We start from the raw sequence: 11,646 nt of genomic DNA on the forward strand, positions 1-11,646 counted from the left end.
CATGTCGCGACGCCGCCGGGGTGGCAAGACCGCGGCGTTCGAGGACGTTGAGCGCAACCTTTTCCTGCGTATCCTGTTGCGTAGTCCGAAGGACACGTTTGCGGGCGCGACGGCCTTTGCTCTCGTCGTTGCCATCATTGCCAACGCCTTGTTCCTCCAGGCGGGGCGCCATCCTGCGCCGATGTTCGGCTCGGTCACGCTGCATTCGGCCGGCGCAACGCCAGCCAATCCATTGCCGCGTTCGCGTCCGCTCGATGCCGAGGATTCCAGGCCGGCGGAAAGCAAGCCTGCCGATCCGCTGGCCAATTTTGTCAAGACGACAGGCGCAACGCCGCCTGCGCTAGCCGTGGTTCCGCGGCCGCCTGGGGCGATTCCGGTGATTTCCCACAGCGACTCCGCGGCTAATGCTGTGATCGGCTCACGCCGGGTGGCGGCAGTGCAGCGCGCGCTCACCGATTACGGCTACGGCCAGTTGAAACCCACGGGCATCATGGGTCCGGATACGCAGGCCGCGATCCAGAAGTTCGAGCGAGCGCGGAAGCTTCCCGTGACGGGCCAGTTGTCCGATCGGCTGGTGCGCGAACTGACGGCCACGATCGGACACCCGATCGACTAGAGCTCCGATTCCGAAGTTCGCAAGCTATCGCGGCGACCTCTGATGCGAACTTCGGAATCAAAGGAGCTCTAGCAGCTTTTTTATTCTAGTGCGGCTTTTGAATTTGAAGTTCCTATCAGGAACTTGCCGCGATACCGATAGGAACATCAAATTCGCCGCCCTAGAGCTCCGATTCCGAAGTTCGCAAGCTATCGCGGCGACCTCTGATGCGAACTTCGGAATCAAAGGAGCTCTAGCAGCTTTTTATTCTAGTGCGGCTTTGAATTTGAAGTTCCTGTCACGAACTTGCCGCGATACCGATAGGAATATCAAATTCGCCGCACTAGCGTCCTGTCAGCCGCTGGCCTATCGTCGATCGCATGCGATTGAAAACCAGCATATGGGTGGCGGCCTATTTGCGCCGCTGCCAGGCCGCAGGCGTGTTTGGTGCGGTGCGCCGGCGGGGCGCGGAAGAGGCGGGTGCGGTATTCGTCAAGGTGGCGCTGCTCGATGGCAACGCCATGCTCTATGTGCCGGCACCGCAGACGGTCTATGACGACAGCCGCCCGATCGAGCGGTTTTTCCTGGCTGCATCCAAGGAACCTGTTCCGGAAAGATCCGTGGAAGAACGGCTTCAGAAGGAAGTCCGATTCGACCCCGATGCATGGATCGTGGAGACCGAGGACCGCGCAGGGCGGCATTTTCTCGATCTGGCGCGAGACTGAAGCGGAGCGCCGATTCCTTGCGCGCAAAACTCTTCCGTCATTCCGGGATGGCGCGCAAAGTGCGTGCGGCAAGGTCATACGAACGTCGGAACTGGAACGCTAGCGTCCCGAGCCTTGCGAACCCGTGCGCGGCAGGACGCCAGCGCCGGGAAGTTGCGGCCCGGAGCGGGTCTGTCCCGGTGCCGGCCGGGCGCGATTGCGTTCGTCGTCGTAGAGCGCGGGACGGTACCTGGCACGCGCAACCGCCATGGTCGAGCCGCGCCACGCTGCCAGCATGATCAGGGCGGAACGCTCACTCAATATGTCGAAAAGGCGCGATAGCCTGTAGACCGCGGAAACAGAAGTGCCGATTTCGGGCTTCAAGAACAGCAACACCCGCTGGAACACCGGGCTCGGCATGCCAAGCGCCTTGGCGGCGCAGGCCAGCGGCTCGCCACCGAGGTCGTTGACCACCAGCGTCGAGATTTTCCACGGCAGGATCAGCGTTTCGCTGAGTTCGAGCGTGAAGTTTTCGACATCGGCGACAAACGCGGCCATTTCCAGCGCCTCGATGGCGCGCTCTGCGCGCGCGACAGGAACGCGAGGCGATGCCTTCAACGGCGTCTGCGAAAGATTGTGCAGGATCAACGCGCGCTCGCTCGAGCTCGCGCCGAAAAACATGGCGCTGAGCTCGGCGGCATCCGCTGGCTGCATCGACAGAGTTGAGGTCAGGCGCAGTTGCGCCTCGCCCGGTGCGCCGGACGGCGGCGTAGGTAAATCTGCAGGATTTGAATCGGCAGAAATCCCTTGCGCCAGCGACACCGGCTGATCGGCCGGCCTGAGCCGGAGTTGTCTCAAGACCGGAGCCGGCGTGCCCGGATAGATCGCAAGCCGCGCCCGCACGGCTGCGCGCGTAGCGTCGTCGACTTGATCGATCAGACGAGAGGTGAGCTCGACGAATTGCCGTGCCTCTTCCTCGCTGTGGGTGGAGGCCTGGACATAGAGATCGGTGAGCACGCGAAGCAACGTTGGACGGATGTCGACGCCCTCGCGGCGGGAGAGACTCATCAACCCGTCAAAGCCCGGGAATGGCGGAGGATTGGTCATAACAGGGTACGCGACTGAGTAATCTTTCGCGCCAGCCTAGTTCACGCGCTTTAAAAGCTCGTTAAGGAAAACAATCCCTGAAAGCTTCCCGCTTGATTTGCGCCCACTGTCCCATCGCGTGTCATCCGGTGATCGCTGCGGGAAAAAGGCGCGACGGCGTGCATTAAGATGCTGTTAACCACGTCCTGTTCTTAATGACGCCGTCGCTGCAATTCGCGTCGCAAGCGGCAATCGGAGAGAATGCGGCATGGGCACCATCATTGAATTTCCGGCAAATGCGCCATCGCGCCGGCTGGGAAGCATGGATGGCGTCTCGCGCGAAGGCATGGGAACCGTCCTGATCCTTCCCGTCATCCGGATCGAGCGCCAGTCGGAGGAAACCAGTGGCGGTCGAGGACCGGAAGAAGGTACCGCTCCCGGCCGTCGCCGTCGCCGGCGCTGATCAATCGGACATTCGATATGCCGGATACGTTTCTTCCGATCCGGACCAGATTACGAAGTCGCACTTCCGCATCGCTGCTGACGCTGTTCGCGACGGGGGCGGTGCTCGCTGGATGCAGCGGCGGCGATTTCGGCCGCACCCGGCAGGATTTCCTCAACGACGACATGCACCGCTGGATGGGCGTCGAGGCGACGGGCAGCCTCGGTTTGCCGTCGTCGCAATTCCAGCTGACCGACAACGAGCGGCAGCTTCGCGATCTTGCCTATCCCCTGATCGAGCCGCCGCATTCGCGACCCGCCTGGAAGAGCGTATTCGGCGACTACCAGCCACTGCCTGCGCCCTGGCGACAGAGGGTGCTGTTCGATCGCACCGCCTACGGACGTCTCTTGATCGATGAGCCGCACCGCTCGCATGCCTCTCGCTATGCGCAACTGATCGACGACGTGCGCGACGACCTGACGCGCTTCGAGCCGTTTTATGCGACCGCCATCCAGGTTATCGATCTCGACAAAAAGCGAAATACCAGCCTTGCCCATGTCTCGCAATTGTCGCCGCCCGAGCACGCCGATGCGGTGGCACGCATGCAAGAGAATACGCTGATCGTGCAGTGGGTTCAGCAGTGCCTTGAGCGCAGGATATCCTCCTACCGCTGGGCGCTGGAGCGTTTGGTGATCCAGGCTCCCGACAACATGGCCTCCGACGCCGATCGATTGATCGGCGAACTCGCCGCGCGGGCTGCCCATCCTCCGATTGTGGGACAACCCGTCGTCGGGCCCGCGCTGACGACGCGGGGCTAGTGCGGCGGATTTGACGTTCCTGTCAGTTTGGCCGCGTGTGCGTTATGGCACCTCGGTTTCGCTCGCATCAGCGTTTCGCCGGGGTCGGCTCCGCCTGCACCTTGCAGTTGGATGCGGCCAGACTGGCTTGCGCCTGCGGCATCAGGCCGGGCTCGGGCGCCAGTGCCTTCATCACGATCAGTCCGGCCGCCGTGGGAGCATCGATGATCAAGCGGTCGGCCGCCGTCACGTCCTCGTCTTCCGGCAACTCGGCGTGCTGGGCCTCGGTCATCAGGTCGAGTTCGATCACCTTGCGTCCGGCGGATCGGTCGTTGATGGCGTAATAGGCGACTTCGTTGCGCGTGTAGAACGACACAGACGTATAGGCCTGGCTCACGGGGACCGTCAGCTTGATCGGTCCTTGCGACAGGTCGTAGCGGCAGATCGCCACCGCAAAAGCCGGGTCCATGAAAGGCAGCGGCGCGTTGCCGGGATCCGGCTGCGGCAGCGATGTGACGGCGTTCAGCCTGGTGATCGGCGCAAGGCGCGAATAGGCGTCCTGGGTCGCAATCCGCGGCAATCCCAGCACGCTGACCAGATGCACGATGCCGCCCAGCAGCACCCCCGCGACGATGGTGAACAGAAGACGGATCATCGGCAGCCCACCGTGGCGATCGAAGGCATCGGGGCATCGCGCTGGCTTCGCGTCGCCACGCCAACCGGCGTATCGTAAAGGCGAAGCACCAGCGCATAACGTTCAATGCCGCCGGTGGGCAGCCAGTTTCCGGCTCGCGATCGCGCCGCCACCCTTACCTCGAACGAACCGTCGGCGCTGCGCACGATTTCCTGGCTGGTGAAGCCGTAACGTTGCAGCGAATTTGCAACCAGCCGCCCCTTGGAATCGTAGAGCGTCAGCGTCCAGAACCGCGCAGCAGGCGTGACCCCGCTCACGATGACGTCGCACCGGCCATCGAGCGGCCGCTTGCGATCGTCTGATGTGGCCGAAAATGCCACGCCGTCCCCCGTGCCGACCGGGAGTTCACCGCTGCGGGCAATCGAAGCGCGGGAGTAGGGGTCGATATCGGCGGTGCCGGTTTTTGGCCGCGCCGTCCAGGCGCCGATCGTCAGGGCGCCGAGATCGGTGCCCCGGGTCGCCGTCATCCATGTCGCGCCAAGGCCGACGACGGTAGCGAGCATCAGCGCGAGCAAGGTGATGAAGATCAGCCGCACGGGCTAAAACCCCAATTCCGAAATCCGCAAATCAGCTTGTAGCGACATTGACAGGAAAAACATCAACTTGGCGCGGAACGTCAAATCCGCCACATTAGTTCTTGCGCTGCGCGGAGGGCGCCGGGTTGTCGGGCGATGCCGAGGCAAAGCTGTCCGGAAAACCTGGAGAGCTTGAGGACACCGGTTTGGGTGGTTTGATCGGGTCGCCCGCGGTCTTGGCGGCATCGTCGAGCAATTTCTCCACGTGAACCAGAATGTCGGCGCCGCGTTTGGTGAGAACCGGCGGTGCCCCTTTGAATTCCGCAGGTTTTGCAGCGCCGTTGGCCGCCACATTCGCCGAAGCCGGAGCAGAGGGCAGTTTCGTGCCCGCGCCGACGCCCGGCAGCTCCTTGATCTCGACGCCCTGATGGGCTGCGACCATGATGTCGTGCCAGGTCTGCGCGGGCAGCGAGCCTCCGGTCATCCGGTTGGTCGGGGAGTAATCGTCGTTGCCGAACCAGACGGCGCAGGTGAAATTGCCGGTATAACCGACGAACCAGGCGTCACGATAACTGTTGGTGGTGCCGGTCTTGCCGGCGGTCGGAATGCCATCGAGCGCGGCGCGCCGTGCCGTACCTTCGCTGACGACATGGCTCATCATTTGCGCCATGTCGGCGGCAACCGATGCCGGAATCGCCTGGAGCGGCTTCTTGCCGTCGCGATCGAAACGCCAGACCAGATCGCCGGCGCCGGTGCGCACCTCCAGAACCGCATGGGGGGTGACCGACTTGCCCTTGTTGGGGAAGGTCGCATACGCCACCCCGTGTTCGAGCACAGTGACTTCGTCGGCGCCGATCGGCAGCGAGGGGGTGTCCGGCAGCGGCGCCCTGATGCCGAAGCGGCGCGCGACCTCGACGATCTTGGCTCGGCCGACCTTCGCCGGGTTTGATGCCTTGCCGCCGAGCGCGATCGACAGCTTCACCGGAACGACGTTGATCGAGCGGGTGATGGCCTGGGTCAGCGTCACGGCGCCCGAATAGGAGTGGCCGTAGTTCTGCGGACACCAGTTGCCGATGCAGACCGGGCCGTCGACGATGATCGAGGTCGGCTTGAAGCCGTTGAGCAGGGCGGTCGTATAGACATAAGGCTTGAACGAGGATCCGGGCTGCCGGTAGGCGTCAGTGGCACGGTTGAACTGGCTGGCGCCGTAGTCGCGGCCACCCACCATCGCGCGCACCCCGCCGTCGAGATCGGCGACCACGGAGGCGGCCTGGGTTGCGTGATAGTCGCGGCCGAACTGCCGCAGCTGATTTTCGATGGCATCTTCCGCGGCGCGCTGCACGTTCATGTCGATGGCGGTGCGAACCACGAAGACGCGCTCGATGTAGGATTTGGGAAACGTCTCGACCAGCTTGCGCATCTCGTCGAACGCCCAGTCGAGATAATAGTTCGGGGAGTTCTCGTCGCGGCGATCGACGGCGGTCGCCGGATTGCGCCGCGCACCGAACACCTGACCTTCGGTCATGAAGCCGGCATCGACGAGGTTGTCCAGCACCACGTTGGCGCGCGCACGCGCGGCCGGCAGGTTGATGTGGGGGGCATATTTGGTCGGCGCCTTGAACAGGCCGGCAAGCATCGCGGCTTCCGCGAGATTGACGTCGCGCGCCGACTTGTTGAAATAGAAGTGCGCCGCGCCGTCGACGCCGAACGTGCCGCCGCCCATATAGGCGCGATCGAGATAGAGTTTTAGGATTTCGTTCTTGGTAAGGCGCGTCTCCAGCCAGACGGCGAGAAATGCCTCGTTCACCTTGCGCTCAATGGTGCGCTCATTGCTCAGGAACAGGTTTTTGGCGAGCTGCTGCGTGATCGATGAACCGCCTTGCCGCACCCCGCCGGCCTGCGCATTGGTCAGGAGCGCGCGAAACGTGCCTGCGACGTCGATGCCGAAATGCTCGTAGAAGCGCCGGTCCTCGGTTGCCAGCGTTGCCTTGATCAGCACGTCCGGAAAATCCTCAAGCGGGATCGAATCATTGTGCTTGATGCCGCGGCTGCCGATCGGATTGCCGTAACGGTCGAGGAAGCTTACGGCGAGATCGGATTTCTTCAGCCAGTCTTCGTCGGCGGTTTCGCGGAAAGCCGGCACGGCCAAAGCCAGCATCAGGATCAGGCCGCCGAGCCCGATAGTGGCGGCCTCCGACAAGGGCTCGATGAAGACCCAGCGCTTCCAGCGACCGACGTGGAAGCGGTCCATGAAGGTGGAGTACCGCTCGTAGAGTTCGCGCGCGCCCTTGCCGGTAGAGAACAGGGTGGAGTCGATGCGTGCGTCGAAATCCAGCAGCCAGTGCCGGATTTTCCGTTTCCATTCCGTGGGCACGATCTTGCGCACTGGCTTTCCGAAGTTCGCGACTCGTTTCCAACACCCCTTGTATGAATTTCAAAAACAAGGAGCTACCGTAATCTCAGATTCTAGAGCTCCGATTCCGAAGTTCGCAAGCTATCGTGGCGACCTCTGATGCGAACTTCGGAATCAATGGAGCTCTAGCAACTTGTTGATTCTAGTGCGGCTTTGAATTTGAAGTGCCTATCACGAACTTGCCGCGATACCGATAGGAACTGCAAATTCGCCGCACTAGCGTTGGTCATCGATCGAAGTTCCCGGTCGGGCTTGCTGCTTGCAATGAAGGAACCTCAAATCAGCGGCATCAGGACCCTCGATCAGTATCGTTTGAAAGCGCTTCAGGCAGGTTGGCCGGGCACTGTCGGGACGTCTTGCGGGAATGTTGCGGCAAACCCAAGGCGTTTCCGGCGATCGCGGGCCGTTTCCTCTGTAACCGAGCGGAGGCCATAAACCAATGGTCCGCCTCATGATTTTGGCAGTCACAGATAACATCATCCACCACTTCGTCATGCGGTCCTGCAACCCACTTGCACCTCTGCCGCATCAACCCCTAGAAGGGCGCAGGTCAAAAAGCCGCGCGCAGAGCCAGGAGCCATGACCGCCAAGCCCAAGCCAGCTTCCGAACAGGAAGGATTCTTCTGGAAAACCAAGGCGTTGGAGGAAATGTCCGACGCTGAATGGGAAAGCCTGTGCGACGGTTGTGCACGTTGCTGCCTCGAAAAACTCGAGGATGAAGACTCCGGAAAGATCTATTTCACCCATGTCTCCTGCAAATTGCTGGATGCCGGTCTTTGCGCCTGCAAGGACTACGCGCACCGCTCCGAGCAGGTTTCCGACTGCGTCAGGCTCACGCCTGCCAATGTCCGCACCCTGAACTGGCTGCCGCCGAGTTGCGGTTACCGTCTGGTGGCCGAAGGCCGTGACCTTTACTGGTGGCACCCGCTTATTTCGGGTGATCCCAACACAGTTCACGAAGCCGGCGTTTCCGTGCGCGGCCGGGTGCGCGGAACCGAAAACGAGATTCCGGACGAAGACCTGGAAGACCACGTCGTGCAGTGGCCGGTGCAATTGCCAAAGCGCGCCCGCATCAAGAAGCCGCCGCGCCCTGAAGATCAGAGGCTTCTGAAATAGTTCGCTGATACTGCGGCGGGACGCACCCATGCGCGCAGGCGGCTGCCGCAACCGCGATTCGCTGCCTAAATACACTAACGAGTCCAAGGCGGCCTTGGTCGCATTCCCCGAATACCGCTCCGCATGAACAAGTTCGAACGGCAGGGCCGCCAACCGGCCGACCAACAGACATTGCCCGCAGAAGCGGGTGAGCTCGCGTCGGTGCCTGCAGACATTCTCGATATCAGCGACGCACCGCCGATTGCGCCGCCCGCACCGCTCACCTCAGGCGAAGTCCGCACCATCCTGACCAGCCTGATGCTGACGATGTTTCTGGCAGCGCTCGACCAGACCATCGTCGCCACCGCCTTGCCGACCATCGGCCGGCAATTTCACGATGTTTCCAGCCTGTCCTGGGTGATCACCGCCTACCTTCTCGCGTCCACCGCAGTCGCACCGGTTTTTGGCACCCTGAGCGACATCTACGGTCGCCGCGCCACGATCATCACCGCAATGAGCCTCTTCATCGTGGGCTCGGTGTTGTGTGCGGTGGCGCCGAACATGCCGGTGCTGATCGTGGCGCGCGGCCTGCAAGGCCTCGGCGGCGGCGGCATCCTGCCGATCGTGCAGACCGTGATTGCGGACGTCGTCACGCCGCGTGAACGCGGCCAGTACCAGGCTTACTTCAGTGGCGTGTGGATGGCTGCCGGAGTCGGCGGCCCCATCCTTGGCGGCGTGTTCGCCGAACACCTGCATTGGTCGATGATCTTCTGGATCAACCTGCCGCTCGGGCTGACGTCGCTGGCGATGCTGCTGCCGAAGATGAAGAAAATCCCGGTGTATCACCGGCTGCGGAAGGTCGACTGGCTCGGCGGCATTCTGCTGATGGCGGCAGCCGTGGTGTTCATGCTGGTCCTGACCTGGGGCGGCAACCGTTATTTCTGGCTTTCGCCCGTGATCATATCGATGATCGGGGCGTCGGCCGCGCTTGCGCTTTCGTTCGTGTGGCACGCCTCGAGGGCCCAGGAGCCTTTCCTGCCGCTGCCGCTGATGGGCGGAACGGTGGTGCCTTACGCGATGGCCTGCGGCGGCTGCGCTATGGGCGCGATGCTGGGGCTGACCGTCTACCTGCCGCTCTACTACGAGGTGGTTTATCACCTGACCGCCAGCGAAGCCGGACTTGCCTTGATCCCGCTGGCCGCGGTTTCGACCGGCGGCGCAGCCATCGCCGGTCGCGCCATGGCGCGCTCGAGGCATTACAAGCGGGTCGCCATAGTCGGTACGCTTTGCGGGGCGGTCACCGGCGCAGTCCTGGCGCTTGCGCCGATGCCGCTCTGGCTGTTGCTGGTGCTGCTTTCAATATTCGCGGTGGGCCTTGGCACCGCGTTTCCGGTCTCCACCGTTTCCGCGCAGAACGCGGTGGCGCGCTCGCAGGTCGGCACCGTCACCGGCGCGGTGAATTTCTTCCGCGCCCTGATGGCTTCTTTCACCGTGGCCGTGTTCAGCGCCATCCTGCTGGCGGCGCTCGGCGCGGATATTTCACTCTCGGGCGAACATCGCGGTCCGGTGAGCTCGATACCACCGGCTGACATGGTCGCGGCGTTCCGATTCGTGTTCGGCGCTGCCGCGGTCATGCTCGTTGCCGCCTCGCTCTGCATGATCCTGATGGAGGAAAGGCCGCTCGCCGGCCCCGCAACGCCCGTCGACATGGCCGAGTAGGGAGCTAGCGCGGAGGATGTCTGAAGTCCGATGTCGATCGGAAAGCCAAAAATTGCGACCTTTCCGGTAACCCGGCGTTCAGGCTCTTCGTCAATGTACTCGCAACCAATGCTGTTTAGATTTGCGGGCGTAGCGGAAGAGGCGAGCCTTTGTGCACAGGAGTTTTGAATGCAGCAATTGATTTCAAGATTCCTAAGCGATGAATCCGGGGCAACCGCCATCGAATATTGCCTGATCGCAGTCGGCTTGAGCATCGTGATTCTCACCGCGGTTAACGGCATCGGTACCAGCCTCAACGCCAATTTCAGTTCGATAAATACTTCACTGAAATAAGGACTACTGGTCTTCCGCATTCAGCGCCCGCATCACCGCGATGCGCGCGAACATCAGCCAGCCGCCGCCGACCTCGGCCGCGTTGATCAGGTTCTCAACCGCGACTTGCCAGCGTTGCTGCCGCTGGACGGTTTTCGGAAGCTTCATGATATAGTCGGCGGCTTGCTGCAGCGTCGCCAGTTCGCGGCCGCCGCGCAGGCGTATCGGCTCTTCGAAGGGTGCCGACCAGGGCATCTCAGGCTGCAAGCTGTCGGGGCGGCAAAATCGCTCCGTCAAATCCGGTCAAGCCTGGCCCCGAACACGTTGCGCTACCCGGCCTTCTTCGATCGAGCCGGAGTGCGCGCCGCTTTCTCGGCTTTCCTGGGTGCTTGAGTCTTGGTTTCTTCCTTGGCGGCGCGCTTGCCGCTGATTGGCAGCAGCATTTCGCGCTGGCCTTCCATCCGCTTCTTCGTCTTCTTTCCCTTGGCGGCAGGGGCGGGCGCCTGGCGCTCGTTGGCGAGGCTGCGCTTGAGCGCGTCCATCAGATTGATGACGTTGCCGCCGGTCTTGGGCGCGGCTTTGGCGGTGGGTCGAATACCGCTGCGCTTTCTGTTGATCAAGTCGATCAGCGCGGATTCATAGTGATCCTCGAATTTTTCCGGCTCGAACGAACCCGACTTTCTCTCGACGATGTGCTTGGCGAGATCCAGCATGTCCTTGGTGACTTTCACGTCCTGGATGTCGTCGAAATATTCCTTTTCGCTACGCACCTCGTAGGGGTAGCGCAACAGCGTTCCCATCAGGCCCTTGCCGAGCGGATCCAGCGCGATGATGTGCTCGCGATTGGTCAGCACCACGCGGCCGATCGCGACCTTGTTCATGCTGCGGATGGTTTCGCGGATCACCGCGAAGGCGTCGTGGCCGACCTTGCCGTCAGGCACGAGGTAATAGGGGCGGATCAGATAGCGGTTGTCGATGTCGGCATGCGGCACGAACTCGTCGATCTCGATCGTGTGGGTCGATTCCAGCGCGATGTCGTCAAGTTCCTCCTTCGACACCTCGATGTAGGTATCGGTATCGACCTTGTAGCCCTTCATGATGTCGTCGGCGGCAACTTCCTCGCCGGTGTCCGCATCGACCTTGGCATATTTGATGCGGTGGCCGGTCTTGCGGTTGACCTGGTTGAAGCTGACCTTTTCCGTGTCCGACGTCGCCGGATAAAGGGCGACCGGGCAGGTCACGAGCGAAAGGCGTAAGAAACCTTTCCAGTTGGC

Annotated in this window: 13 protein-coding genes; 7 read left to right on the forward strand and 6 right to left on the reverse strand. The window is 62.2% G+C overall.

Going from position 1 to position 11,646, the window contains the following annotated elements:
• Position 1 precedes the first annotated feature (1 nt).
• Both VNX23_RS00205 and VNX23_RS00210 read left to right on the forward strand, forming a co-directional pair.
• Positions 2 to 616, forward strand: coding sequence for a peptidoglycan-binding protein (locus VNX23_RS00205; RefSeq protein ID WP_325626765.1), 615 nt, complete (start codon positions 2 to 4; stop codon positions 614 to 616).
• Positions 617 to 975: 359 nt separating this feature from the next.
• Positions 976 to 1,320 carry a DUF1491 family protein gene (locus tag VNX23_RS00210; protein ID WP_325626767.1) on the forward strand — a complete coding sequence of 115 codons (345 nt, stop codon included), beginning with the start codon at positions 976 to 978 and terminating at the stop codon, positions 1,318 to 1,320.
• A gap of 99 nt (positions 1,321 to 1,419) precedes the next feature.
• Here the strand turns inward: VNX23_RS00210 and VNX23_RS00215 are convergent, their stop codons facing one another.
• Positions 1,420 to 2,406: a DUF2336 domain-containing protein gene (locus tag VNX23_RS00215; protein WP_325626769.1), complete on the reverse strand. Its 987-nt coding sequence runs from the start codon at positions 2,404 to 2,406 to the stop codon at positions 1,420 to 1,422.
• 247 nt (positions 2,407 to 2,653) lie between these two features.
• On the opposite strand from VNX23_RS00215, the gene VNX23_RS00220 reads away from it, so the two are divergent.
• Positions 2,654 to 2,848, forward strand: coding sequence for a hypothetical protein (locus VNX23_RS00220; protein WP_325626771.1), 195 nt, complete (start codon positions 2,654 to 2,656; stop codon positions 2,846 to 2,848).
• Positions 2,849 to 2,865: 17 nt separating this feature from the next.
• Complete coding sequence (locus VNX23_RS00225) at positions 2,866 to 3,645, forward strand: hypothetical protein (protein WP_325626773.1); 780 nt, start codon at positions 2,866 to 2,868, stop codon at positions 3,643 to 3,645.
• Positions 3,646 to 3,712: 67 nt separating this feature from the next.
• Here the strand turns inward: VNX23_RS00225 and VNX23_RS00230 are convergent, their stop codons facing one another.
• The 3 genes from VNX23_RS00230 to VNX23_RS00240 form a co-directional block, all read right to left on the reverse strand.
• On the reverse strand, positions 3,713 to 4,279 hold the full coding sequence (locus VNX23_RS00230) for a DUF1254 domain-containing protein (RefSeq protein WP_325626775.1): 567 nt from the start codon (positions 4,277 to 4,279) through the stop codon (positions 3,713 to 3,715).
• Positions 4,276 to 4,854: a DUF1214 domain-containing protein gene (locus tag VNX23_RS00235; RefSeq protein ID WP_325626777.1), complete on the reverse strand. Its 579-nt coding sequence runs from the start codon at positions 4,852 to 4,854 to the stop codon at positions 4,276 to 4,278. The genes VNX23_RS00230 and VNX23_RS00235 overlap by 4 nt, the downstream gene beginning before the upstream one ends.
• Positions 4,855 to 4,948: 94 nt before the next feature.
• Positions 4,949 to 7,219 (reverse strand): PBP1A family penicillin-binding protein, encoded by a 2,271-nt coding sequence (locus VNX23_RS00240; protein WP_325626779.1) that lies wholly within the window; start codon positions 7,217 to 7,219, stop codon positions 4,949 to 4,951.
• A gap of 606 nt (positions 7,220 to 7,825) precedes the next feature.
• Here VNX23_RS00240 and VNX23_RS00245 point away from each other — a divergent pair.
• The 3 genes from VNX23_RS00245 (at position 7,826) to VNX23_RS00255 (ending at position 10,393) form a co-directional block, all read left to right on the forward strand.
• A complete protein-coding gene (locus tag VNX23_RS00245; RefSeq protein WP_325626781.1) occupies positions 7,826 to 8,362 on the forward strand; it encodes a YcgN family cysteine cluster protein in 537 nt (178 codons plus the stop codon).
• A 123-nt stretch (positions 8,363 to 8,485) separates the two neighbouring features.
• Entirely contained in the window at positions 8,486 to 10,060 is a 1,575-nt protein-coding gene (locus tag VNX23_RS00250) for an MDR family MFS transporter (protein WP_325626783.1), read from the forward strand.
• Between the two features lie 168 nt (positions 10,061 to 10,228).
• Positions 10,229 to 10,393: a Flp family type IVb pilin gene (locus tag VNX23_RS00255; protein ID WP_325626785.1), complete on the forward strand. Its 165-nt coding sequence runs from the start codon at positions 10,229 to 10,231 to the stop codon at positions 10,391 to 10,393.
• Positions 10,394 to 10,396: 3 nt separating this feature from the next.
• Here the strand turns inward: VNX23_RS00255 and VNX23_RS00260 are convergent, their stop codons facing one another.
• Together VNX23_RS00260 and VNX23_RS00265 are read right to left on the reverse strand one after the other, a co-directional pair.
• On the reverse strand, positions 10,397 to 10,627 hold the full coding sequence (locus VNX23_RS00260; protein ID WP_325626787.1) for a hypothetical protein: 231 nt from the start codon (positions 10,625 to 10,627) through the stop codon (positions 10,397 to 10,399).
• A 74-nt stretch (positions 10,628 to 10,701) separates the two neighbouring features.
• A partial coding sequence (locus VNX23_RS00265) for a Ku protein (RefSeq protein WP_325626789.1) occupies positions 10,702 to 11,646 on the reverse strand: 945 nt, incomplete at its 5' end.

Origin of the sequence: Bradyrhizobium sp., from assembly GCF_035570375.1 — a bacterium.
Lineage (GTDB): Bacteria > Pseudomonadota > Alphaproteobacteria > Rhizobiales > Xanthobacteraceae > Bradyrhizobium.

Excerpts from the sequence above, each read along its gene's own strand:
- VNX23_RS00205 (WP_325626765.1), top strand. The coding sequence starts at position 2 with ATGTCGCGACGCCGCCGGGGTGGCAAGACCGCGGCGTTCGAGGACGTT.
- VNX23_RS00210 (WP_325626767.1), top strand. The coding sequence starts at position 976 with ATGCGATTGAAAACCAGCATATGGGTGGCGGCCTATTTGCGCCGCTGC.
- VNX23_RS00215 (WP_325626769.1), bottom strand. The coding sequence starts at position 2,406 with ATGACCAATCCTCCGCCATTCCCGGGCTTTGACGGGTTGATGAGTCTC.
- VNX23_RS00220 (WP_325626771.1), top strand. The coding sequence starts at position 2,654 with ATGGGCACCATCATTGAATTTCCGGCAAATGCGCCATCGCGCCGGCTG.
- VNX23_RS00225 (WP_325626773.1), top strand. The coding sequence starts at position 2,866 with ATGCCGGATACGTTTCTTCCGATCCGGACCAGATTACGAAGTCGCACT.
- VNX23_RS00230 (WP_325626775.1), bottom strand. The coding sequence starts at position 4,279 with ATGATCCGTCTTCTGTTCACCATCGTCGCGGGGGTGCTGCTGGGCGGC.
- VNX23_RS00245 (WP_325626781.1), top strand. The coding sequence starts at position 7,826 with ATGACCGCCAAGCCCAAGCCAGCTTCCGAACAGGAAGGATTCTTCTGG.
- VNX23_RS00250 (WP_325626783.1), top strand. The coding sequence starts at position 8,486 with ATGAACAAGTTCGAACGGCAGGGCCGCCAACCGGCCGACCAACAGACA.
- VNX23_RS00255 (WP_325626785.1), top strand. The coding sequence starts at position 10,229 with ATGCAGCAATTGATTTCAAGATTCCTAAGCGATGAATCCGGGGCAACC.
- VNX23_RS00260 (WP_325626787.1), bottom strand. The coding sequence starts at position 10,627 with ATGCCCTGGTCGGCACCCTTCGAAGAGCCGATACGCCTGCGCGGCGGC.